This is a genomic window from Mycobacterium sp. IS-1264 (genome assembly GCF_001954195.1).
GTDB lineage: Bacteria > Actinomycetota > Actinomycetes > Mycobacteriales > Mycobacteriaceae > Mycobacterium.
In genome coordinates this window covers 114,079-138,004 of the sequence record NZ_MBES01000086.1, presented here as the reverse complement: position 1 = coordinate 138,004, position 23,926 = coordinate 114,079, and the positions used below count along the sequence as shown (strand labels likewise).

20 protein-coding genes, 1 tRNA gene and 2 pseudogenes are annotated in these 23,926 nt (G+C 63.0%); 8 read left to right on the top strand and 15 right to left on the bottom strand.

The features are described from left to right. Positions 1 to 5: 5 nt before the first annotated feature. On the bottom strand, positions 6 to 566 hold the full coding sequence (locus tag A5744_RS23295) for a TetR/AcrR family transcriptional regulator (protein ID WP_076064729.1): 561 nt from the start codon (positions 564 to 566) through the stop codon (positions 6 to 8). 108 nt (positions 567 to 674) lie between these two features. On the opposite strand from A5744_RS23295, the gene A5744_RS23290 reads away from it, so the two are divergent. The 3 genes and pseudogenes from A5744_RS23290 to A5744_RS23280 all read left to right on the top strand — a co-directional run bounded on the left by A5744_RS23290 (position 675) and on the right by A5744_RS23280 (position 2,691). Continuing rightward, positions 675 to 1,520 (top strand): oxidoreductase, encoded by an 846-nt coding sequence (locus A5744_RS23290; RefSeq protein ID WP_076064728.1) that lies wholly within the window; start codon positions 675 to 677, stop codon positions 1,518 to 1,520. A 35-nt stretch (positions 1,521 to 1,555) separates the two neighbouring features. After that, positions 1,556 to 1,984 (top strand): nitroreductase/quinone reductase family protein, encoded by a 429-nt coding sequence (locus tag A5744_RS23285; protein WP_076064727.1) that lies wholly within the window; start codon positions 1,556 to 1,558, stop codon positions 1,982 to 1,984. Between the two features lie 71 nt (positions 1,985 to 2,055). Continuing rightward, positions 2,056 to 2,691, top strand: a pseudogene (locus A5744_RS23280) (TIGR03085 family metal-binding protein). Positions 2,692 to 2,700: 9 nt separating this feature from the next. Here the strand turns inward: A5744_RS23280 and A5744_RS24495 are convergent. The 4 genes from A5744_RS24495 to A5744_RS23265 all read right to left on the bottom strand — a co-directional run bounded on the left by A5744_RS24495 (position 2,701) and on the right by A5744_RS23265 (position 5,792). Next, positions 2,701 to 3,129 carry a hypothetical protein gene (locus tag A5744_RS24495; RefSeq protein WP_139329592.1) on the bottom strand — a complete coding sequence of 143 codons (429 nt, stop codon included), beginning with the start codon at positions 3,127 to 3,129 and terminating at the stop codon, positions 2,701 to 2,703. Positions 3,130 to 3,242: 113 nt separating this feature from the next. Next, positions 3,243 to 3,809 (bottom strand): dihydrofolate reductase family protein, encoded by a 567-nt coding sequence (locus A5744_RS23275; RefSeq protein ID WP_076064751.1) that lies wholly within the window; start codon positions 3,807 to 3,809, stop codon positions 3,243 to 3,245. Between the two features lie 56 nt (positions 3,810 to 3,865). Continuing rightward, a complete protein-coding gene (locus A5744_RS23270; protein WP_076064726.1) occupies positions 3,866 to 4,546 on the bottom strand; it encodes a TetR/AcrR family transcriptional regulator in 681 nt (226 codons plus the stop codon). Continuing rightward, on the bottom strand, positions 4,539 to 5,792 hold the full coding sequence (locus tag A5744_RS23265; RefSeq protein WP_076064725.1) for a cytochrome P450: 1,254 nt from the start codon (positions 5,790 to 5,792) through the stop codon (positions 4,539 to 4,541). The genes A5744_RS23270 and A5744_RS23265 overlap by 8 nt, the downstream gene beginning before the upstream one ends. Positions 5,793 to 6,190: 398 nt before the next feature. Between A5744_RS23265 and A5744_RS23260 the strand changes: the two genes are divergently transcribed. Next, positions 6,191 to 8,368, top strand: coding sequence for a glutamine synthetase III (locus A5744_RS23260; RefSeq protein ID WP_076064724.1), 2,178 nt, complete (start codon positions 6,191 to 6,193; stop codon positions 8,366 to 8,368). A 28-nt stretch (positions 8,369 to 8,396) separates the two neighbouring features. Here the strand turns inward: A5744_RS23260 and glnA are convergent, their stop codons facing one another. Beyond that, the gene (gene glnA / locus A5744_RS23255; protein WP_076064723.1) at positions 8,397 to 9,833 is read right to left on the bottom strand and encodes a type I glutamate--ammonia ligase; all 1,437 of its coding nucleotides are present in this window, start codon (positions 9,831 to 9,833) and stop codon (positions 8,397 to 8,399) included. Positions 9,834 to 10,268: 435 nt separating this feature from the next. On the opposite strand from glnA, the gene A5744_RS23250 reads away from it, so the two are divergent. Beyond that, entirely contained in the window at positions 10,269 to 12,029 is a 1,761-nt protein-coding gene (locus tag A5744_RS23250) for an NAD-binding protein (protein WP_083679380.1), read from the top strand. 34 nt (positions 12,030 to 12,063) lie between these two features. On the opposite strand, the gene A5744_RS23245 is transcribed toward A5744_RS23250, so the two are convergent. Continuing rightward, on the bottom strand, positions 12,064 to 13,116 hold the full coding sequence (locus A5744_RS23245; RefSeq protein ID WP_139331471.1) for a cytochrome P450: 1,053 nt from the start codon (positions 13,114 to 13,116) through the stop codon (positions 12,064 to 12,066). Between the two features lie 306 nt (positions 13,117 to 13,422). Then, positions 13,423 to 14,625, bottom strand: a complete 1,203-nt coding sequence (cax, locus tag A5744_RS23240) for a calcium/proton exchanger (protein WP_240563162.1) — start codon at positions 14,623 to 14,625, stop codon at positions 13,423 to 13,425. Between the two features lie 538 nt (positions 14,626 to 15,163). On the opposite strand from cax, the gene A5744_RS23235 reads away from it, so the two are divergent. The 3 genes from A5744_RS23235 (at position 15,164) to A5744_RS23225 (ending at position 18,050) form a co-directional block, all read left to right on the top strand. Then, positions 15,164 to 16,396 (top strand): hypothetical protein, encoded by a 1,233-nt coding sequence (locus A5744_RS23235; protein ID WP_076064720.1) that lies wholly within the window; start codon positions 15,164 to 15,166, stop codon positions 16,394 to 16,396. A 14-nt stretch (positions 16,397 to 16,410) separates the two neighbouring features. Continuing rightward, positions 16,411 to 17,151, top strand: coding sequence for a hypothetical protein (locus A5744_RS25165; RefSeq protein WP_240563161.1), 741 nt, complete (start codon positions 16,411 to 16,413; stop codon positions 17,149 to 17,151). 188 nt (positions 17,152 to 17,339) lie between these two features. Continuing rightward, the gene (locus tag A5744_RS23225) at positions 17,340 to 18,050 is read left to right on the top strand and encodes a hypothetical protein (RefSeq protein WP_139331470.1); all 711 of its coding nucleotides are present in this window, start codon (positions 17,340 to 17,342) and stop codon (positions 18,048 to 18,050) included. On the opposite strand, the pseudogene A5744_RS25315 reads toward A5744_RS23225, so the two are convergent. From A5744_RS25315 to A5744_RS23190, 7 genes and pseudogenes are all read right to left on the bottom strand, one after another. Beyond that, a pseudogene (locus tag A5744_RS25315) lies at positions 18,047 to 18,340 on the bottom strand (site-specific integrase); the annotation flags it as partial. The gene A5744_RS23225 and the pseudogene A5744_RS25315 sit on opposite strands and share 4 nt — an antisense overlap. A 175-nt stretch (positions 18,341 to 18,515) precedes the next feature. Continuing rightward, positions 18,516 to 18,992: a hypothetical protein gene (locus tag A5744_RS23215; RefSeq protein WP_139331469.1), complete on the bottom strand. Its 477-nt coding sequence runs from the start codon at positions 18,990 to 18,992 to the stop codon at positions 18,516 to 18,518. Further along, complete coding sequence (locus A5744_RS23210; protein ID WP_170874573.1) at positions 18,970 to 19,623, bottom strand: helix-turn-helix domain-containing protein; 654 nt, start codon at positions 19,621 to 19,623, stop codon at positions 18,970 to 18,972. Before A5744_RS23210 ends, A5744_RS23215 begins: the two co-directional genes overlap by 23 nt. 415 nt (positions 19,624 to 20,038) lie before the next feature. Then, positions 20,039 to 20,112 (bottom strand) — tRNA-Ile (locus A5744_RS23205). A 34-nt stretch (positions 20,113 to 20,146) separates the two neighbouring features. Continuing rightward, complete coding sequence (locus tag A5744_RS23200) at positions 20,147 to 20,974, bottom strand: carboxymuconolactone decarboxylase family protein (RefSeq protein ID WP_076064716.1); 828 nt, start codon at positions 20,972 to 20,974, stop codon at positions 20,147 to 20,149. 40 nt (positions 20,975 to 21,014) lie between these two features. Further along, complete coding sequence (locus tag A5744_RS23195) at positions 21,015 to 22,388, bottom strand: metallopeptidase TldD-related protein (RefSeq protein ID WP_076064715.1); 1,374 nt, start codon at positions 22,386 to 22,388, stop codon at positions 21,015 to 21,017. Further along, positions 22,385 to 23,902 (bottom strand): TldD/PmbA family protein, encoded by a 1,518-nt coding sequence (locus A5744_RS23190; RefSeq protein WP_076064714.1) that lies wholly within the window; start codon positions 23,900 to 23,902, stop codon positions 22,385 to 22,387. Before A5744_RS23190 ends, A5744_RS23195 begins: the two co-directional genes overlap by 4 nt. Positions 23,903 to 23,926: the final 24 nt, after the last annotated feature.

The window sequence follows — 23,926 nt, the reverse complement described above, 5'->3', positions numbered from 1 at the left end:
CGTCATCACCGGATGTGGTGCGCGATCAGCTGGTCGAGCATCTGCACGGTCCGGTCCAAGGGCTCGGTGGATCGCGCGGCCAGGCAGAGGATGACCGCACCCTCGACGGCAGCCACCACGGTGGTGGCCAGAGATTCCGCCGCGTCGATCTCGGCTCCCTCGGCCCTCAGGTGTCCGGCAATCATCGTCTGCCACTCGGCAAATACCTCACCGGCGGCATCTGCGGCCGAGGGCGACTCCGTGCGTCCGAGCGCGGCGGCAACGATCGGGCATCCGGCGGTGTAATCGCTGGAACGCAACGTCTCCTTCCACGACTCGACGAACGCGGCCAACGATTCGCGTCCATCGCCGTCCTGCGCAGTGCCCGTCAGCGTCGAATCGATGAGTCGGCCCGCTGTCCGGGTTGCCTCGGTTATGAGTTCCGACTTCCCGCCCGGGAAATTCACGTAGACCGACCGGCGCGCCGTGCCGCTGTGTTCGAGCAGCGCAGCCAGGCCGGTACCGGCGACTCCGTTACGGCGCAGCAGTTCGATGGCGCTGCCGATCAGACGCTCGCGCGCGGTCATCGTCTCACCCTTCCCGGGCCCTCGGTTAAGCCCGCCGGTTGCAGTATACCGATTGGTCTACTAACGTCAGATAGACCAACCGGTCTAACACATGGAGAGGTCGCCCCGATGACATCCACACCGCCCGTCGCGCTGATCACCGGAGTGTCCTCAGGTATCGGCGCCGCCATTGCAAAGAAACTGGTGAACGAGGGATTCCGGGTGTTCGGCACCTCGCGCGCACCGCAGCGCCTCGCTCCGATCCCCGGCCTCGAGACCTTGGCGCTGGACGTCACCGACGAGACAGCAGTTCACGCGGCGGTGTCAAAGGTCACTGACCGCGCCGGACACATCGACGTCCTAGTCAACAACGCCGGGTTGGGAATCGTGGGCGCCGCCGAGGAGAGTTCGATCGCGCAAGCCCGTTCGTTGTTCGAGACCAACTTCTTCGGCGTCATCCGCCTCACCAACGAGGTGCTCCCACACATGCGCCGTCGCGGCAGTGGGCGCATCATCAACATCAGCTCCGTGCTCGGCTACCTTCCCGCGCCGTACGCGGCCCTGTACTCGGCGTCGAAGCATGCCCTGGAGGGCTACACCGAATCGTTGGACCACGAACTTCGCGAGTACGGCGTGCGCGCGCTGCTGGTCGAACCCGGTTACACCCGAACTGCTTTCGAGGCGAACATGTGGGACGCCGACACACCGCAGGCCACCTACGCCGACAATCGCGCGACCGCCCGCGCGATGGTCGCCGAGAAAATTCGCAGCGCCGAGATGCCCGACGTGGTCGCTGACGCCACGTACGCCGCGGCCACCGACAAGCGGGTCAAACTCCGCTACCCCGCGGGCCGCCAGGCGCGACAACTGACTCTGCTGAAGCGCATCGCGCCAGCCGCCCTGCTGGACAACGGCATCCGCAAGCAAAGCGGCCTGAGCAAGCCGCGATCGACACCGGTACTGGCTAACGGTTGATGCATGCTCAACACATCTGAAAAGCGGAGATTGCCATGACGGATACGGACGGCGCCAAGACGCTACGAAAGTTCCGAAGGGAACGGGCTATCGGACGCTATTTTCTCAACCCAATAGTGAAAGGGTTGAGCAAGCTGGGAGTGCGAACCGCGCTGGCCACCGAACTGGAGACCATCGGGCGCAAGACTGGCCAGGTGCGCCGCGTCCCCGTGTCCGCTCAATTCGACGACAAAGGCGCGTGGGTTATTAGTCAGCACGGCACCCGCTCCGGGTGGGGACGTAACATCGCTGGCAATCCGAATATCCGTGTGCGACAAGGGCATCAGTGGCGCACCGGTATCGCGACATTGAGGCCAGACGATGACGTCGTCGCGCGAGGTCGCAAGTTCGGGCGACTGGGGGCCACGGTGGTAAAGGCTCTGGAAACGACACCCGTGTCGGTGCGGATCGATTTCACCGACTGATGGGATGGGCCGGCGTGCGGAGGCACGTCCGAGTTGCGTAGACCCTTGCGTCGTGGGCTTATCGTGTGGGCATGTCGGTAGTTCAACGCGAACGTGTCGCCATGGTCGAAACCCTGCGCGCAGTGGGACCGGACGCCCCGACCCTATGCGAGGGCTGGACGACCCGCGACCTGGTCTCGCACCTCGTGGTGCGTGAACGCCGCCCCGACGCGTTGCCCGGCCTCGTGTTCGGGCCCTTGGCGTCCTACACCGCACGCATGCAGACCCGACTGGCGACGACGAGGACGTGGGAGGATCTGGTCGAACTGTTCGCTTCGGGTCCCCCGGCGCTCTCCCTGTTCAAGGTTCTCGACCCGGTGGCGAGCATCCACGAGATGTTCGTCCACCATGAGGACGTCCGCCGTGCGCAGAATGGCTGGGAACCAAGGGAACTCGATGCGCGCACCAGCGCGGCGGTGAAGCGGCGCGTCGCGATGATCAGCCGGGCCGGAATGTCGAAGTCAATGAACGCGGTGCGCGCGCGGCTGACGCTGCGCACCCCCGACGGTCAGACAGTCGTAGCGGTCGGCAGCGGTTAGCCGGTCACGGTGACGGGCGAACCGCTGGAGCTGCTGCTGTTCGCGTTCGGCCGCAACGCCGTCCGCGCCGACTTCGGCGGGGATGACGATAGCGTTGCCGCGGTGCGGGCCGCCAAGCGCGGCTTCTAGACATCTGCGTCAGGGCGCCTGGGTGAGTTGGATCTTGCGATCGTATTGATACCCCGCCGGGGCACCGCAGGCCGGCACGGTCAGGGTTATTTGGTCTATGCCTGCAAGGGTGTTCGGATCCCACACCATATGTGCGGAACTCGCATTGGGAACCACTGTGCCGTCGGGACAGTGGATGTCACCCGCGGCCTCTGGACTGATCCATTGTCCGTTGACCAATCGCGCCCGACCAATAGGGATTCCATTGCTAACTAATGAGGCGCATCCGTCACCGCACGGAGTGAAATCCCAATCGTTGGTTACCGGCCGACCATCTTTATACGTCTCAGTCATGATGTAGTGGCCGCTCATCGTCGTGTCCGCAGACGCGTTGCTAGCTGTACCGACCGCTGAACCGGCGAGCATGACGGCTGCGGCGATCCCCCGTGTGATCGTCATGATCCTGTTCCTCCCTGACGATCGATCGTTACGGGCAACTCTCCCCGACGATGTGGACGCTGTTGCGGACGCTTTCGATTCTGCTCCGGGCGCTCCGCGCTGTATATGTCCGGTCAGTCGTGTTTCGCCTCGTAGCGCAGCAGGACCGTGCCACCAGGGAAGGTGCGGTTCTCCAGCAGGCGCAGCGGGATCCAAGAGGGCAGGGTCGGGAAGAACGACGTGCCGCCGCCCACCGCGGTGGGCGCGACCACGATCCGGTATTCGTCCACCAGTCCGGCCTGCACGATCGGTGCGGCCAGCGTCGCGCCGGCCACCTCCAGCCTGCCGTCGGTTTCGGCTTTCAGCTTCGTCACCACTTCGACCGGGTCGCCGCGTTCCAGGCGGGAGTTCCAGTCGACGGACTCGAGGGTGCGCGAGAACACGACCTTCGGCATGTCGCGCCAGATGCGAGCGAAGTCAACGATCAGAGGGGTGGCGTCCGGAGCCTGGTCGGCGGTCGGCCAGTACGCGGACATCAGTTCGTAGAGCCGCCGGCCGTAGAACGACAGGGCGGTCTCCCGCTCGAAGTCGTTCCAGTACTGGTGCAGTTCTTCGCTCGGATCGGCCCAGTCGATATTGCCTTGTGCGTCGGCGATGTACCCGTCCACCGACACGTTGAAGCCATAGATGAGTTTGCCCATGCTGATCAGACTGCACCAGAGGGCAAAACTCATCGCGACGCCCCGGTGCGGCGCCTTCACGGCGCGCCAGGCGTGCGCATCGCGGCGGCCTCGAACTGGTCCGATGATGCGTGTCGTTCGTGGATCGATAGCGACATAATCCGTGGATAGAGGATCGCCGGGCCGAGCCATCGAGACACGAAGCGGCGTAACGCGATTCCGTCGCGCGGCGCCGGCCCGGGGTCGGTCAGGAGAGACTGCACTGTACGTAGGGTCATTTCGGCGAGTTCATGGAGCGCGGCGCTGTCGAAGCCGTGGAGCCTCCAATTGACATCGAGGCGGTGCAGAACCGACAAGCAAAATGCGATCGCCGTGTCGGACGTCAGCGAGGTGACGGATTCGCCCTCATGTCGCCGGGTCAATAGGCTCTCCAGCTGCGGATCACCGGTGAGGTTCTCGATGCCGAACGAAACGCATTCGACGACCGCAGTGACCGGGTCGTTGAGGCCCCCGACGTGTTCTACGGCCTGGTCGATGAACCCGTTGACAGCGCGCATAGAGCTGGCGATAAGTAGCGCGTCAGCGTTGGGGAAATAGCGGTACACAGTTTGGCGAGTGACACCGAGCCTGCGGGCGACGTCGGCGAGGCGTAAGTCCGATCCGTGCTCGGCGACTTCTTCGTCTACCGCGGTCAGAATGCGCGAAATCGCCTCCTCGTCCGATGCCGGCGTCGAACCCGCCCAACCGCGACTACGCATCCGCCGTCACCAGCCTTTCGCTGGTGAATTCGATGGGAAGAGTTGTCGGACCGGTCATTCCCAGCAGGGACTTCCACGGGGCCGGACCGGCGCGATGGACAACGGGGAGCCGGCGGGTGAGGACTGTGAGTGCTTCCGCCAGTTCCCGGCGCGCGAGGTTGGCCCCCAGGCAGTAGTGCGCACCTCCACCGAACGTCAGAATGGCGGGTACGTCCTTGCGCCCGATATCGAAGCGGTCAGCATCGCGGTAGATCGCTGGATCTCGGTTGGCTGCAAAGGTGTTCGCGAGTACGAAGGTCCCCGCCGGGAACATATAGCCCCCAAACTCGACATCCTCGAGGGCGGCTCGCGGCACGATACTGCCCGCGGGTGAGTGGCGCATGCTCTCCTCCACCGCCTGCATCGCGAGTTCTGGATGGTCACGCAGCTTCGTCCATTGATCCGGATGCTCGCAGAGCACCTGCACCGACGCGGCTAGTTGGTTCCGCGTCGTATCCGTTCCCGCCATCAAGAAGCCGGCCACCAGCATGCGGAGTTCGTCGAGATTGAGACGATCGCCGTCGCTTTCGGCGCGGATGAGTTCGGAGAGCAGATCATCGGTCAGGCTATTTCGGCGGGCGGCGACCATGTCGTCGACATAGGCGTCGAGTTCACCCCATGCGCGCATGATCGCGGACTCATCGAAGGTGGCATCCGGCTGAAAGTTGAGGGCTTTGAAGATTTCCTCAGTCCAGTCCGCGAACAGTTGCCAATCCTCGCTAGGCGCACCGAGCAGCGCGCACATGATCGGGGTCGGGTAGGGACGCGCAATGTCGGTCACGACGTCGCACCGTCCGGCGTCCGCCACCTGATCGATCAGCCCGTTCACCACCTCGTGGATCGTTTCTTGCAGACGTGATGTCGCCCGGGGGGTGAACGCCTTGGAGACCAATTTGCGTAACCGGACATGTGGTGCGCCGTCCAGGCCCAGGAGGCTGTTCGCCATCTTGTCGTACAACGGACCTGACGTGATGCCCTGCGATGCCAAAGTGATACCGGGCGGCAGGCGGAATCTACTGTCGCGCAATATTGCCCGAGCCAAGTCATAGGAGAGAATTTCCGGGCCGAAGGGCCCAATGGCAATGGGCGCGCACAACTGCGCCTCTCGGACGTCCTCGAGGATGTCGTGTGGACTGGCGGTGAGGCTGTAATCGAACGTGGGTAGACCAGCGTCGAAGACGCTGGGGGCGGTGCTGTGCGTGTTCATCGATGTCTCAACTTCCGTTGACGCCCGGATAGGCGCTGGGCACGGACATATGTGTCCAAAGTGTATGACCACTCTCCCAAGACGGTCAAGGAAAGACACAGTATTCGCAGGTGAGCAAACTCGCTGCTTGCTGCGGTCATACGAGTTGCTAGATGGCGTCGTATCGCTGGGGCAGTAATCCAATCGATCCAGCGTCCCGGACCGTCCAACGTTGTGCCGCAGATGAACCTGCCGGGGGTCACGGTTCATTACAGGAAAGTTCGCGATCAAGGTTCTAAACCGTTCGGGTTTTACCATTGACGTCGCCGTAACAGATTTGTCATCGAACCTTCCTAGGGTGAGGCGGTCCATCGTCCGAACCGGAAAATCGCGGACCCCCCTCAGCGATAGGAACTCAATTGAGCGGAAACCCAGTCCGCCTGCAGGCGATCAACAACGTCGAGGCCTATATCCCTCCGGCCGTCAGCTTTGTCGCTGGTGAAGCCCCCGGCGAGGTCTTCGGCTCCAACGTCTTTACGAAGGCGGAGATGCAGGCACGGCTGCCGAAGTCGGTATACAAGTCCGTCGCGGCGACCATCGAGAAAGGCGCCAAGCTCGACCCCGCCGTCGCCGACGCAGTCGCGGTAGCCATGAAAGATTGGGCGCTGGAGAAAGGCGCCACCCACTACGCCCACGTCTTCTACCCGATGACGGGCCTGACCGCCGAGAAGCACGACAGTTTCCTGGAGCCCGTTTCCGACGGGCAGACGCTCGCCGAGTTCGCCGGCAAGACCCTCATCCAGGGTGAGCCCGATGCGTCCAGCTTCCCCTCGGGGGGCCTGCGAAGCACCTTCGAGGCGCGAGGTTATACCGGCTGGGACGTCACCAGCCCCGCCTACGTCCTGGAGAATCCGAACGGCAACACACTCTGCATCCCAACGGTTTTCGTCTCGATGACCGGTGAGGCGCTGGACTACAAGACGCCGCTGCTGCGCAGCCAGCAGGCGATGGGTGTGCATGCCGAGCGCATCTTGAAACTGTTCGGCCACAAGGACCTAAACAAAATCGTGTCGTTCTGCGGCCCCGAGCAGGAGTACTTCTTAATCGATCGGCACTTCTTCCTCGCGCGGCCCGACCTGATCAACGCCGGTCGCACCGTGTTCGGCGCCAAGCCGCCCAAAGGCCAGGAGTTCGACGACCACTACTTCGGCGCGGTGCCCGAGCGTGTCCTGGGCTTCATGATGGACACCGAGCGCGAGCTGTTCAAGCTCGGTATTCCCGCCAAGACTCGGCATAACGAGGTGGCCCCGGGCCAATTCGAGGTGGCCCCGATGTTCGAACGGGCCAACATCGCCTCCGACCATCAGCAGCTGCTGATGACGATTTTCAAGACGCTGGCCAAAAAGCACGGCATGGAGTGCCTGTTCCACGAGAAGCCTTTTGCCGGGGTGAACGGATCGGGCAAGCACGTCAACTTTTCGGTCGGCAACTCTGAGCTGGGCTCGCTGCTGGTGCCCGGCGACACCCCGCACGAGAATGCACAGTTCCTGGTGTTCTGCGCCGCGGTGATCCGTGCGGTGCACAAGTTCGCCGGGCTGCTGCGGGTGTCAGTCGCGTCAGCCACCAACGACCACAGGCTGGGCGCCAACGAGGCACCGCCGGCGATCATCTCGATCTTCCTCGGCGAACAGCTCGCCGATGTGTTCGAGCAGATAGCCAAAGGAGCGGCGACGTCATCAAAGGGCAAGGGCACCATGATCATTGGTGTCGATACGCTGCCCCCGCTGCCGACCGACGCGGGCGACCGCAATCGCACGAGTCCGTTCGCCTTCACGGGCAACCGATTCGAGTTCCGGGCGCCCGGCTCCGGGCAGACGGTAGCCGTGCCGATGATCGTGCTCAACACGATCATGGCCGACTCGTTCGATTACCTCGCGACGACCCTCGAGCGGGCCGTGGAAAACGGCGAAGACTTCGACGTGGCAGTGCAAAAGCTGCTCACCGAGGTGATCACCGAACACGGCGCGGTGGTGTTCAACGGGGACGGGTATTCCGAGAACTGGCAGATCGAGGCGGCCGAGCGGGGACTGCCGAACCTCAAGACCACGCTGGACGCGATTCCGGAGCTGATCAAGCCGGCAGCGATCGAAGTCTTCGAGAAATACGGCGTCTTCACCGAGCGTGAGCTGCAGAGCCGCTACGAGGTGCGCCTGGAGCAGTACGCACTAACGATCGCAGTCGAGGCGAAGCTGGCGCTGGAGATCGGAACGACAATCATCCTGCCGGCGGCGATTCGCTATCAAACGGAGCTCGCGCAGAACGTCGCGACTTTGAAGGCCGCCGGGGTCAATCCCAGCACGGCTGCGCTGGAGGCGGTTTCGGCTCCGCTTGCCGAGCTTTCCGCGGCGTTGGCGACGCTGAGGACGGCGCTGTCCGACCACTCGGCGGTGTCGGCCCTCGACGAGGCCAAGCACGCCCAGGAGCAGCTGCTGCCGGCGATGCAAGCGGTGCGCACGGCCGCAGACACGCTGGAAAGCGTTGTGGCTGACGATTTGTGGCCGCTACCGACGTACCAGGAGATGCTTTACATCCTCTAAGCCGTTAACGCGTCAGGGGTTACGTTGGTCAGACGTCGTAGTAGAGCGCGAACTCGCCGGGGGTAGGCCGGAGATTGAGCGGCGCTATCTCGTAGTCGCGCTTCAAGCTGATCCACGTCGCGATAAGGTCGGGCGTGAATACGCTTCCCTCAGTGAGGTATTCGCTGTCTTCCTCCAGGCGATCGATCACCGCGGACAGCTGGGTAGGGGCCTGGACGATCTCCGCAGCCTCCTCCGGCGGCAGCTCGTATAGATCCTTGTCGACCGGCGGAGGCGGTTCGATCTTGTTTTTTATGCCGTCCAGGCCGGCCATCAGCATGGCGGAGAACGCGAGGTACGGATTGCCCGACGAGTCGGGGCAACGGAATTCCAGCCGCTTGGCCTTCGGGTTGTTGCCTGTGATCGGGATGCGCACGCACGCCGAGCGGTTGCGTTGGCTGTACACCAGGTTGATCGGTGCCTCGTAGCCGGGGACCAGACGCTTGTACGAGTTGACCGTGGGGTTGGTGAAGGCCAGCAACGAGGGTGCGTGGTAGAGCAAGCCGCCGATGTAGTGGCGTGCGGTGTCCGACAGGCCGGCGTACCCGGTCTCGTCGTACATCAGCGGCACGCCGTCCTTCCACAACGACTGGTGGCAGTGCATGCCGGAGCCGTTGTCGCCGAACAGCGGCTTGGGCATGAACGTCACGGTCTTGCCGGACTGCCATGCGGTTTGCTTGACGATGTATTTGTACATCTGATGATCGTCAGCCGCGTGCAGCAATGTGTTGAATTTGTAGTTGATTTCGGCCTGGCCGCCGCTGCCCACCTCGTGGTGGCCCTTTTCCAGGACAAATCCGGCGTTGGTCAGGTTGGTTAGCATCTCGTCGCGCAGGTCGACGTAGTGGTCGACCGGGGCCACCGGGAAGTAGCCGCCCTTGGGTCGGACCTTGTAGCCGCGGTTGGGGCTGCCGTCGGACTCGGTCTCTTCTCCGGTGTTCCACCACCCCGAGGTCGCGTCCACCTTGTAGAACGAGCCGTTGATGTTCGAGTCGAACTTCACTGAGTCAAAGATGTAGAACTCGGCTTCCGGGCCGAAGTAGGCGGTGTCCGCGATGCCGGAACTGATCAGATAATTCTCGGCCTTGCGCGCGACATTGCGTGGATCGCGTGAGTACAACTCGAGGGTGTATGGGTCGTGCACGAAGAAGTTCACGTTCAGCGTTTTGGCGGTTCGGAACGGGTCGATCGTGGCGGTTTCCGGGTCGGGAAGCAGCAGCATGTCGGACTCGTGAATCGATTGGAATCCTCGGATCGAGGAGCCGTCGAACGCCAGACCCTCCTCGAATACGTTCTCGTCGAACGCGTAAATCGGAATTGTGAAGTGCTGCATGGTGCCTGGCAGGTCACAGAAGCGGACGTCGACGTACTCGACATTCATGTCCTTAATGAGTTTGAAGATATCGTCGGGCGTCTGTTCGGGCACGGAACGCTCCCTTCCCTGGGTGTCCGCGGCCTGACGCCGAACCCCTCACTGACGACTCACGCGCGCCACGCCATCGCAGCACATGGGCAGTGTTGGGGCGCCGGTTTTTTGTACGCTTCATCTATTTCGTATGCGTGACGAGCCCGAGTCGAACCTGTTGCGACTCCGTCTGCGTGATATCTGCGTTGAGGGCCGTTGACGCCACTGAGTCGGCTCCGGTGGCGCGATTCGGCACGGTGCCCGATAGTCATAAGAACGGGTACGACGAGGGAACGCAGGTGCCAGCAGTGGTCGGATCATTCATGCCGCACAACACAAACCCACGGTCGAATGATGAAGACGATGCCAGCGCTTCCCGGGCTTGAACGAACGCCGGAGGTCGACCGCAGTAACAAGCGGGCGCGACAACCCGGTTCTCCCCAACTACGCGAGATCATGCATCGCGAGATCATCGTCAGCGGTGACGACGCGCTGTCCAAGACGATCGCCGAGGAGCTCAGGGGCGCCGGCGCGCGGATAATCAAGATCAATACCGCCGCCGATTTGCTCGGCGCCGGGGTTAATCGCGCGCGCGCCGTCGTCTGCGCCGGTCCCAACGACGCGGTGAACCTCGAAATCGCGCTATTGGCAAGGCAACACAGCCCGAATGTCCGCGTGGTGGCGCGTCTGGCCAACGATGTGCTGCGCGAGGCGGTGTCCGCCGTGAACGGCCCCGGCGCGATCTTGGACGTCGCCGAGCTCGCGACACCCTCCCTCGTCGAGGCGGTTCTGTCGCGCAACGCGCACCAGTTCGACACGGCGGGTATCGAATTCGTTGTCTGGGGAGCCGAGGCGCCGTGCGACGGGACTCTGCGCGAGATCTACGGCGACCTGGCGCCCGTGGCGGTGGTGCACGGCAAGAACTCTCCCGCCCCCGGCGAAGTGGTGCCGTGCCCGGGACGCGATGAAAAGGTCTCTGCCGGAGACTGGACGTCGATGATCGGCGTCAAAGACGAACTGCAGGCTCGCGGGATCACCCTGCCTCCGGCGTCCGCGCAACGCTCTCGCCACTCCCGCGTGCGACGCGCGATCGATGCCGCGCGCGCAATGCGCGACGACGTGAACCCCCTGCTTTTTCCCTCGTTGGCATTCGCGCTGTTCCTCACGCTCGGCTCGACGGCCGTGGAGCACTTCGCCTACCGCAACCCGCGGATGTCGTGGATCGACGCCCTGTACTTCGCCTCCGAGACCATCACGACCGTGGGCTACGGCGAAGTCGGCTTCGGTCAGCAGCCAATATTCCTGCGACTGTTCAATGTCGGGTTGATGTTCGGCGGCGCGATGGTTACGGCCATCCTTGTCGCGTTCCTCGCGGACCTGCTGCTGTCGCGCCGTTTCATGCAATTGGCCGGGCTCCGACGAGCGCGCCATATGCGCGGCCACGTCGTCGTCGTCGGACTGGGTTCGGTCGGCATCCGCGTCGTGAGTGACCTGACCGCGGCCGGATGCGACGTCCTGGTCATCGAGAAAGACGAGAACAACCGGTTTCTGCCGACCGCGGCCGAACTCGACGTTCCGGTGATTTTCGGTGACCCAACGATGCGCCAGACGCTGGAATCGGCGCGTGTCGATCGCGCCCGCGGGGTGGCGGTCGTGACCCAGGACGACATGAAAAATATCGAGACCGGGATCGTATTGCTCGAGATCCTCGGATCGGACACCAAGACGCCGATCGTGATGCGCGTGCAAGGCCGCGCGCTGGGTGCTGCGATAAATCAGCGGTTCGGTTTCGAAAACGTGCGATCGATCGTCGACCTGGCGGCCCCGTGGTTCATCGGCGCCGCGATGGGTCTGCAGGTGCTGGGGACATTCTGGGTCGGGCAGCGCTCGTTCATGGTCGGCGCGATGCTCGTGGCGGAGGGCAGCGAGCTCGATGGACTGCGCATGCTGGAACTATCCACGCAAGCGCGCGTCATCGCGATCACTCGACCGGAAGGGCCGGTCAGCTTGCGACCCCGCCGCGACTCCCGACTGAAAGCCGGCGACACCGTGTACCTGATCGGTCCCTACCGGGAGTTGATCGCGACGCTGCGCAAGGGCCAGCCTCCGGCGCAGACCGCGATCATTGGTGAGCGCGCGGCGACACTGGCGGCGGCGCGCTCGCCGCACAGGCCAAAAACTCGCCCGCCAAAATGGGCGCGAGACACGGAGGTTTGAGTAACGCCCCAAAGTGGGCGAGTGGTAGTCACCGCTAAGGTCGCCACGTGAGCGGCACGTGAGCAGGGAACCAACCCTCGAAAATTGCGCCCCGCGAAGGGTCGTAGGGTTTGGGGTACCACGCTTTGGGGACATCGCCGCCGTTCCAGTCGAACGAGAAAAATGGGACTTTGGCAAGCCACACTTCAAAGAATGCGCCCAGCAGATCCCGGGCCAGGTGGGACGCCGGACACCGATGCGGGCCTCCCCCAAAACTCCAATTCCGTTGCGGGCCATCAAGTTTAATGCTGTGACCTGACATCTCGTCGGTCTCATCACGGTGAACAAGTCCGACGCACAACTCAACAGGGGACCCGGCGGGAATCGTCGTTCCGCCGATTGTCACACTGCGACTCGTGATTCGTGAAACGGTCTTCGCCCCGCCATCCAACCGCAGCAGTTCCTCGATGAATCTACGTTGCCGGCCTGGATTTTCGCGTAGCTCCCGCTGAAGCATCGGCATCCGCGCCAGCACCGCCAGTCCGGCCCTAATAGCGAACGACGCGAAAATCAAACCGCGGCCCACCGACGCCATCAGTCCCAACACTTCTTTGTCGCTGAGCGGTTCGGTGGCGAGGCGGCTGATCACATCAGGGCCACCCTGCGGTGCTCGACGGGTCTTCCGCACCAGCTGCGTGTCGATCGCTTCGAGAGCGACGTCAGTCGGCAGCCCGCAGACCGTAACGAATGCTGCGCGCCAAACAACCTCAGCGACAGCCGCACCATCGCAACGGTCTCGTGTCGCCGCAACGGCGCCGACGCATTTTTCGATGATCCCACGCACGGGCTTCAGCATTTCCCGCGAATTTTCCGGATTGAACAACAGCTCGACCATGATTTTCCGGTACGGGCCGAACGGCGGGTTGCCTTCCATCAGTTCGCCTTGGCGGCTGGCGAAGACTTCGCCGTCACGTACGGCGGCGAGGACGTCGTCGCGCCGCCATAACACGTACGTGCCGTCAGGCTCCCGCAGGACTCTTTGACCGGCCCGCTCTGCGGCAGCCAGCCACTCCCGAAAACCCGCTGCTGCAACCTCGTCCGACCGCATGACTTCCAGCGCAGCGTCAGCGGCCTCGTCGCCAGACCCAATCACCGCGCACCACCGACTTTCACGATCGGCGGTCGCTGCGAACCACGGATTAGCCGCGCCACCTGGAACTTCGATGCCGCGAGTCTATCCTCAGGATCGGCCACAGGCGCCGCCAGCTACACGGCCGACGACTAGCGGAGCCGTACGCTGTCACGCCGCTGTCACGTGGCCGCACTCCCGGTGGATTTCGACCGTGCTGGTAGCGGGCGAGCCTTGAGCGCGAACTCGCCAGGCGCGACGACGGATCTCAGACGGTTGAGGTACTCACCCCCACCAGAACGACGTGGCGATCGCCACGTAGAGCGCGATGAGCACCGTCCCCTCGAACCAGGTCGACTCGCCGTCGAAGGTCACCAGCACCGCAACGAGCGCCGACATGATCATCGACGCCAGCAACAGCGGTGAGAACACCAGATCGAAACCAGGCTGGCCGAGCCATGCCGCCGCCAGGCAGACGATCGGGGCGATGGTGAGCGCGATCTGGACGGGCGACTGGAGGATCACCTGGACCGCGTAGTCCATCTGGTTCTTGGCCGCCAGCTGAATGCCGACGAAATTCTCCACAGCGTTGCCGGCGATCGCCACGATCACCAGACCGGCGAACACCTCGTTAATGCCCGCTGCATGCATCGCCGGCTCTAGGGCGGCGACGAACCATTCCGACACGAAGGCCGCACCGATCCCAGCGACGGCCAGCATGCCGATAGCCATCGCCAGCGGCCACTCCCCGTGTGCTGCCGCCATACTGGCGGCTTTGGCCGAATCGGGGCTGGCCACAATGGGAGACGACGCTCTGGACGTTTTATGACGAACTTGCCCCACCGGGGCGACAGCACGCTTTCCGAGCGTGGCCGGCAGCGAGAGTGCGAACAGCGCAAGCATGACGATGGAGACGACGACCGACACCGCCCGCTCGTGCGGTTGCGCCGGGGTGTGTGTTGCAGCGGTGAGCGAGGGGACAGCGAGGATGAATACCGCGAGGGTGAACATCAATCCGAGGGTGCGTCCGTCGTCGGCGGCGAAGCGCTGGCGGCCGTGTTTGATACCGCCGACCACGAAGGACAGCCCGAGCACCAGCAGGGCGTTGGAGAGAATCGAGCCGACGATGGTGGCCTTAACCACCCCATAAAGACCTGCTTTGAGCGCGAACAGTATGACGAACAATTCGGGCAGGTTCCCCAACGCCGTCTGCAGTATCCCAGTCGCGTTGGGCCCGAGCCGGTCTCCGAGCGCCTCCACCGAACGGCCGACCAAAGATGCCAGCGTGGCCAACGCAAGTGCGGACACGATGAACGCCAGCACTGCATTCACGTGGGCGAAGTGCAGAACTCCGGTCGCCACGGCCGCGATAACCGTGATGGTGATCATGATGCGGTCGCGCCGGGTCAGCAGCGGGAGCCGTTCAGTATGGGTGGTTGTCACGCGCCTCTCCTGCTCTGATCGCGCCGAAGTTTTCCAGAATCGCACGGTTCACACCAACCAGGCATGCAGCGTCTGACGCGACACACTCACCTTCTCGGCGACCTGCGAACTCGATAACCCATCACCGCCAGCAAGGCCCGGTCCCTCTGCTCGGCCACGGTTAACTCCCTCATCGAAGGAGTGTCAAGGATCAGCCGAAGTATCTGTCAACCATCAGCCGGAACACTGTCGGGCATCATCCGAAGGCAAGATGTCAGGCATCAACTGAGGTCATACAGCTGACGTGGGGCGGGCGGGGCTCGAACCCGCGACCAACGGATTATGAGTCCGCGGCTCTGTAGCAAACTCTGCTAGGTCCGAGAATCGCTAGACAGCGGCTGCTATCCCGTAGTTTTCCAGCGCTTTTGTTTCAAAACCGGGCCTAGCGGCGGCTGCTAACCCATCGCGGCAAATCAACAGGTTGCCGGAAGTACGACGACAAACCACCGACAAGAACCCGCTCAGCAGGGTTGCTGGTCACCGCGCAGAGACATGCCCGCGCGAATGGTCGGTTTATGTCAGGCCGCCTCGATAGCATCCAGTTGTGAGCTCTTGGGACGACGACGTCTTTGACCAGCACCCGGTTTGGGGCAAGGTCGACCAGCTCGCGAGTCTTTTAGACGACGAACGTCTTCCGAAGGCACTTGATGCACCGCAACGCTTGTCAATTGTTCGCCTCAAAACCGCGCTTGAGCTGCTACGCGAACATCAGTCAAAAGGCCTGAAGGTCTTCTACACGAAGTCGATGCTCGACAACGTCGACGCGCAGCTCGCCGGACCGATCATCCAGTCACTGTCGAACTTCGTGGGCAATCCAGACAACTACGGAAACTCGGTCAACGACGCCGCTGACCAGTCTGAAGTGATCTTCCATTATGTTGCGCAGTGGCCCTCGCTGCCAGCGGGCGGCCAGGCCAGCGCGGCCGGTCGCGCATTCGCTGAGTACAGACGAGAGGCCGAACTGGCTCTAGAAAGCCTGGCCGAACAGAACACAGAACTCAAGAACCAGCTTGAGACACTACGCACTGATATGGCCACCGTCGAAACAAAGATGACGGGTGTGGAGGACAACTACACGGTTTCGCTCCAGGAGCGCGAAAGCGAGTACCTAGACGCCATAAATCGCGTAGAGGAATCCGGTAGAGCAGCCTACGACAAAGCAATCGAAGACACTCTTGGCGAGCGCATCGACAAGCTAAAAGCTCTGGAGCGCAAAGCCAAACAGCACGTAGAACGCGCACTCGATGCGCAACAAGAGGCCGAGGACCTAGCAGCCGCTAGCAAGAACTCCGCTGACTGGCTGTCGAAACGAGCGTTCGCCAAAGACTTTGGCGAGCAAGCCCGCCGAAAATCAGCTGCCGGATGGGCCTATGACGTGCTTGGCGCTGCGGTAATCGGCGTGCCGCTTGTCTTCGTCCTCATCCACTTCCTTACCACCAGTGAAGGCTCCGGCGGAACCATAGCGGTCAGTATGACCCGTGGGAGCATCATCCTTGGTGCAGTCATCTTGGGTGGCTACCTATTTAGTCGCGGCGCAACCAATCACCGCCAGGCAAGAGCAAGCAAGAGCGCTGAAGTGCGACTCAACACCTTCGAGGCGTTTATCACGAAACTGACGCCTGATGAACAGGCGGAAATCCGTGTCGGCATGGCCAAGACAATCTACTTGGAAGGTCGGCTGTCTAGCGAGGAGCCTGAAAGCCCGAACCCGTTTGTCCGTCTCCTAGATCGAGTGAGCGGTAAGGATGACGAGCACGCCGAAGACAAACCGGCCTAGCGCTGCCATTTCGCATGCACGCTGACGCCTGGGCCGCAATCGCACAATGGGCCACGGCCGGAATTGCGTTCGGTGCGGCGGTTTTCGCCCGCGGCCAAGTGCGCGAAGCGCGGAAGACGCGTGAACGGGTGGCGCAACCTGATGTTGTTGTGTACGTAGACCGTCACGAAGTGCGGCGCTATATGGATTTGGTAATCAAGAACTTTGGACAGACTACGGCGTACAACATTCGGCTGAAGCTTCCCCCATTGCAGGTCGCGCCCTATAGGAACATCCACACAGGTCAGGAAGTCAAACACCTCTACGTGCCCCAGAGCATTGCCGTGTTGGCACCTGGCCAAGAGTGGCGGACGGTTTGGGACTCCGCTGCCCGGCGAAGGAAGTATGAAGGAACCCTTCAGGATCAGTTCATCGGCCACGTGGACTTTGACGACAAAATGATCCCCGACAAACCGAGCTATCGGAATCCAATCTCGTTGGATATCAAGATGTTTTGGAACACAACGTATGTTACGGAACACAAGAGCGAGACCGTCGAGAAGGCCCTGTATGACATTGCGGGCACGCTCAAGGACTACGGCCAAGAGCATAGTGGGGTTTGGGTCTATACGAATCCTGGTGATGAAGAGCAACACCGGCGGGAGCAGGAGCACGAAGAGTTGCTAAGAGCAGAGGATGAGTTCCTCAGGGATATGGGAGTCGTTCGCGACGATCGGCTCCAGGGGACCACTGAGCCGGATGAGCCGGATGTTTGACCTAGAGTGCCGGTTTCGGCCGGGCTGCTGGAACAGCCAGGGCGGGGCAAGCTCGTCCCGTTCTACTGCGCACTCTTCTCTTGAGATACCGCTCATATCAATTCGGTAAAATCTGTTCAGTTGCAGTAGCCATCGCCGCTAACCTCCGTAACGGGAGTGACTGCAGCAAATTGCTTACAGGGGTAACAATGTTGGAATCGATTGTTGAACGTCTGTCGGGCGAATGGATGCTGAAGAAGGGCCGCCCCAACGGGGGCACGGTTATCTTCTTCCGTACGGCTTACGTAACGTTCCTCCTATATGTGGCCGCCCTGGTACTCCACGGCTTGGCGCATCCGACGCCTTTTCACATCCGACAGGGGGACTTCTCCTGGAACAGCCAGGAAATCCTTCATGACATCGCGAGAACTGTCCCTTGGCTGGGTGCCATAGGGGGTGCTGTCTATGTCGCCTTCTATGCGCGCTTTTCTGCTCAATATTCTTACCTCGCTAATCTCTATAACCAGATCAAACAGGCGCAGGTAAGTTTCAAGGATCAAGATCCTGACAGGAATGTACACATCCAACTCTGGAAAGCTGCATTCTGCGAAGACGCCGAGGATCTGCACCTTGCAGCCAAGAAGATGTTCCGGGTAACCGTCTGGTACTGGCTCAAGGACGCCGACGTGGCGGAGAAGTTCGATGAGTTCACAGCGGGTGGCGTCGAGCGCCGCGAAAGGTTGTTACACGTCGTGGAGAAATCAATAGGCAGAGATAATCTTCCGAAAGAGCCACCACAGCGCGGCCCTGAACCGGCAACCAAGAAGTGCCCCGACTGCGCTGAGACCATCTTCGATGAGGCCAAGGTGTGCAAGCACTGCGGATACCGCAATGCCCCGGCTCCGACCGGTGCCAGTTAGCGAGCTCTCCGCTCGATAAGCACAACATTGTCTGTAACGCTTGCAACCTGCCTAGCCAGCTTCGGTGCCGCTGTGTCGTCCTCGCGGATCTAGTCCGCGTAGGTGGTTAGCGTCAGGACGTAGCTGCTGTGTCCCAACCACTTGGACACCTGCATGTAGTGCTCCCCAGCGCTCAAGGCCAACGTGGCGAAGGTGTGCCGCAGGTCGTAAAAGCGAACGCTCCCGAGGCCTAACGCCTTGCAAGCCGGCTGAAAGTAGTTGTGGTACACGTTGTCCACCACAATCGGCTTGGGACAAGCCGCCGTCCAAGGGTGGAAGGTACCGTGCCCAAAGCCCACCGTGTGATCCGATCATCGGCGTAAACGGTAGGTAGCCATGGCAACTAAGAAGCTGGCCGCGCGGCGCAGCATTTGGTCGTCTAGATGTCCCCAGCCTCCGCCTGAACCCCGACTGGGTACTCGTCGGCTAATTAGTGGTGTAAGCCTGCAGAACTGCATCCAGCAACGAATTCACCTGGTCCCGCTTCGGTTCGCTATCGAGGGGGAGGCTGAGCGGATCAGGGAGAGTCATTGGCTCAGCTTCGCCATCGAATGTGAGTCGCAAAGTGCGTATCAGGGTCCAGTCCTGCACTGGCGCCGGTGCCTGAAGCGCGGTCACTTCGAGGTCCAGGCGGGCAGACTTGATCGGTCTCACTTGGCCAGCAGCACGAATGACAAAACCGGCATCTTCCTTCTCGACCTCTTGGGACTCAAGCACCACTAGTGACAAGCCAGATACCCAATAGAAGCGGAAGGTCCGCGTTCCTGTCTGCACCACGTGTGCTGCGGTTATCGGCAACCCGTCGGCATATTCATGCACCACGTCCAACAACGGGCGTGGCACTGTAACACCCAGTTTCGATGCTGTGTCTGCCAAGGGTTCAGTCTCGTAACCGTAGGTCACTGTCTCCCCCTCCATTACCTGCGCGGCGCGCAATCGTCGAAGATACGTCCAATCTAGTTGCTGAAAGGCTGTCGAGAAGCCGGTCGATCAATTCGCATATCTGCGTTCGCAAGGCATCGGCGTCGCCGTCAAGGCCTGTGATCTTGTCGATGGCGGTTTTGGCGCGACTGAGGGTTGTGCCCACCGGCAACGGTCCTCTGTGCCCACCGCCGCAGTTGCGGCGCGGGTAGGCCTTGCCGTCGATCCCTGTGGTTTGGACAGCCGCGCCGTGGCCAGCTGTCCCAGCTTGGGACACCTGCCGCGACACAGTTGACTTAGACGTGCCTACGGCTTTCGCGATCGCCCGCATACTCATGCCCGCGTCGCGCAGTTCGGTGATTAGAACGCGGTGGTCGTCGGAATTAAGGACCTTAGCGAGCGGGTTGACCCGATCTACTAGGTACGCAGTCCAGCTGTCGAACCCCAGCACAGCATGGACCTGGCCCGCCTTGGCTTTGGCCAGCAAATCAGCGAGTGTGTCCAGGTTCCGCGCTGCCGTGTCAGCCATGCGCTGAATGCGGTGATCAAGCTTCTCGGCTGCATCGAGATCTATTGGTGGATCGCTACTTCGAGTGCTGGTATCTAGATACATTGCTATCCCTTCGGTGCGAAAACGGGCACCTTGCACCGGACGGTGAAAGGTGGACCGCGTTCTCGCGCGTGCCTCCCGAAGGGCCGCCGTGACGTAACGCCTTGTCGTTTGCATCCGCCGTGCGGGCTCTCCCCGAAGGGGCCGCTCCGTGAATGCGCGCTCTGACTTGCGTGGTGGTGCCGCCGGTCAGCGGCACAGCTGCACAGTAGCGCGGACGGCGTGAGCTGTCACTACAACGGCGCCGCAAGGTGTTGTCGTGCGTGGTGTGCGACTGTGCTGCTGCTTTGCGGTCTCGCAATATTCTTGCTCTAAGTCAACCGACTGACGACAAACCGCCGACAATAGCGGCAAAACAGGCACTGGCTGGCAGCATTGGACGGCCGAAAATGTAGCTCTGAGCTGCACTTTTGCTCGGTGGGGCGGGCGGGGCTCGAACCCGCGACCAACGGATTATGAGTCCGCGGCTCTAACCAACTGAGCTACCGCCCCCGCTTGGCGCGGCATCCATGGTGCCACGCCGCCTCTAGCTGAACACCGTCTGGCCACTGGCGTCGAGCAGGTAGCGCTCGGTGCCGTGCTCGACGCGGGGGGCGTCGGCGCCCAACGACACCGCGATCTTGTTGCTGGCATTGCGCATGATGTCGAACGTGAGCTCCACGGCCTTCGCCTCGGAAAACCGGGAGCGCACCTCGGCGGCAACGTCGGCGACGAGGTGCGCAGGAGTCCAAATTAACGCATCGGTGTAGCGCAGCGCTGCTTTAGCGCGCTCGTCGAGCAAACTTGAGTCCTCGTAGCGCTCGATATCGCCGTACAGCATCTCGGAACCCCCGGCGTCCAGGGCGGTGCTTTCGCGCAGGGATTTGCACAGCCGGCAGTTGTGCTGGGCCGCGCCGCGCAGCCGGACCAGCTCGGCGGTGACGGGATCAAGCGCCCGCATCCGCGCCACCGCGGGCAGGAAGTCGTTGAACACCACATCGGAAGGGTCGGTGGCGTGATCCCACGAGATCGGCCCGTCAACCCAGTCGAGATACTCGGAGCCGACACCGAGCGCCTCGAACCCAGCGCGCACCCGCGGAACGAAGTCTGCGATGTACATCTGCACCACCACGCCGAAGGTGCTGTCCCCCAACTGCTTCCACAGCTGCGATCGCTGCTCTCCGGTGATGGCCGAGACATCGACACTGAACTGCTCGGCGAACTCGGCGACGACGGCCTCAGCCTCCGTCGCGGGCTCGTCCACCTCGACGCAAGCGGGCAACGGCGGCAGCGACAACGTCTGCCCGCACACCCGTCGCACCAGTCCCGTGATGCGTCCGTCGCCCGGCGACAGCGCCACTAACCGCGTCAGCATCCGTCACACGTTAGAACCCGCCCCGCCGCCGGGCAATCGGCTAGTGCGCCTGGCTCACCGACGACATGTAGAAGTCCGGGATGCGGAGCGACGGCATCGCCGCCCGGGTGGCCCAATCTCCCCACTCGCGCGGCAGGGTCTTCTCGCTGACCCCGGCCTCGGTAGCCCGCCGCAGCAGGCCCAGCGGGCTCTCGTTGAAGCGGAAGTTATTTACGGCCGCGGTCACCTCGCCGTCTTCGACCAGGTATACGCCGTCGCGGGTCAGGCCCGTGAGCAGCAGTGTGGTCGGGTCGACCACCCGCATGTACCACAGCGTGGTCAGCAGCAGTCCGCGCTCGGTGTTCGCGATCATGTCGGCCAGCTCGGCCGACCCGCCCGTCATCACCAGGTTGTCGGCGGCCACGGCGACCTGGGCGTCGTATTTGGCGGCAATGGCCCGCGGATACGCCAGCGCGTTGATCACCCCGTCGCGGATCCAGTCCACCTGGCCGATCTCCATGCCGTTGTCGAACACCGACACGGTCTCCGAGGAGTTGCTCGTCGCGACGAACGGCGTGCAGGCCAGACCCGGCGCCATCGGATCGGAGAACAACGTCAGCGGGAGATCGGTGAGCCGCTCCCCTATCCGGGTCCCGCCCCCGGGGGCGGAGAAGGCGGTCCGGCCCTCGTGCGCGCCGCGGCCGGCCATCGACCAGCCCAGGTAGATCATCATGTCGGCCACCGTCGACGGGGGCATGAGCGTCTCGTAATGCCCCGCCGGCAATTCGACGGTCCGCTGCGCCCAACCGAGCCGCGTCGACAGTTGCTCGAGCAGCAGATCCGTTGGCACATCGACGAAATCGGGCGTGCCGACCCCCACCCAGGCGCTCGCGTCGCCGCGTTTGCCATTGATCTCCACCGCACCGGCGGGCTGGGTGAAGCGACGGCGCAACCCGGTCGACGACGCCAGGAACGTCGTCGAAACACTATGGTGCGCATAGCCATACAAACGGTCGCTGCCCTTGAACCCGCGGCTCAGCGAAGCGGCGAGGTCGCCGAATATCTCCGGGCCCGTCCCCGGCGCGGGGGCATTCCAATCGGCCGGCACCCCCGTATCGGCGAGCAGCGGTGCGGCATCGCCGGCCTCCGGCGCGGAGCGGGCCGCGTCCTGGGACGCCGCAACCAGCCCAGGGATCACCCGCGGATCCACTTCCGCGGAAACCATGGTGCCGACGCGCGTGCTGCTGCCATCGCGCACAATCGAAATCACCGTCACGCTGCGGTTGACCGAAACCCCGTTCGTGGTCATCGAATTGCCCGCCCAGCGCAACGTCGCCTCGACTCGGTCGGTGACCAGCACCATGGTCTCGTTGACACCGCCGCGTTTTGCCGCCTCGTCCAAAACGATGTTGACGACGTGCTGCGCAGAAATCATCGGCCACCCTCGGTACGAGTGTTGAGCACGTTGACGTTCCGGAACAGCGCCGACGGGCAGCCGTGGCTGACGGCGGCGATCTGCCCGGGCTGGGCCTTGCCGCAGTTGAGCGCGCCGCCCAGCCGCCAGGTGGACGCGCCGCCCACGGCTTCCATGGAATTCCAGAAGTCGGTCGTGGTCGCCTGATAGGCGACATCGCGCAGCTGGCCGTCCAGGCGGCCGTCGCGAATCCGGAAGAACCGTTGCCCGGTGAACTGAAAGTTGTAGCGCTGCATGTCGATCGACCACGACTTGTCGCCGACGATGTAGATGCCGTCCTCGACCCGGCCGATCAAATCGGAGGTGCTGGTTTCGTCGGGGCCAGGCTGCAGCGACACGTTGGCCATCCGCTGGATCGGCACGTGATGCGGCGAATCGGCATACGAGCAGCCGTTGGAACGCGGCTGGCCCAGTCTGGGCGCGAAGACCCGGTCGAGTTGATAGCCGACGAACACCCCGTCGCGCACCAGGTCCCAGCTTTGCGCGGCCACGCCCTCGTCGTCGTAACCGATTGTGGCCAAGCCGAATTCGACAGTGCGGTCGGCTGTCACGTTCATCACTGGCGACCCGTAGCGCATGGTGCCGAGCTTGTCTGGGGTGGCGAACGACGTTCCGGCGTAGGCGGCCTCGTAGCCGATCGCGCGGTCGTATTCGGTGGCGTGCCCGATGGATTCGTGAATCGTCAGCCACAGATTGGTCGGGTCGATCACCAGGTCTTTGCGGCCCGGGGTCACGCTGGGCGCCTTGACCTTCTCGGCGAGCAGCGACGGCAGCTGCGCGAGCTCGTCGGTCCAGTTCCACACGTCGTCACCGGCCACCACCTCCCAGCCCCGCCCCATCGGCGGCACCAGCGTGCGCATCGAGTCGAAACTGCCCGCGGCGGCATCGACGGTCACCGCTTCCAGCGAGGGCTGCAGCCGCACCCGCTGCTGAGTGATCGACGATCCGAAGGTGTCGGCGTAGAAGGTCTGCTCCTTGACCGCGGTCAACCCGGCCGACACGTGGTCGATGCCGTCGGCGTCCAGCAGCCGCCCGGAGTAATCCTCGAGCACGGCGATCTTGTCGGCGGCCGGGATGTCGAACGGATCGATCCGGTAGTTCGACACGTAGGTGGCGTCGGCGTAGACCGGCTCCGGCGCGAGCTCGACGCGCTCGGTGTTCAGCGTCGCCAGCGTGGTGGCGACATGCACGGCACGGCGCGCGGTCTCGGCGGCGACCGACGGCGCCAACTCGGCATGCGAGGCGAATCCCCAGGTGCCGTCGACGATCACGCGCACCGCGAGGCCCACCTCTCGGCTGATGACCGCGGTCTCCAGCTCGCCGTCACGCAGCTGGACGATCTCGGTACTGATGCGGTGAACCCGCAGGTCGGCGTGGCTGGCCCCGGCCTTGGTGGCCGCCGACAGCGCGGCGTCGGCCAGTTCGTGGCGCGGCAGGTCCAGGAAGTCGGCATCGATCCCCCGGTTCGGTGTCACGAATCCACCGTAACGACCCGCTTT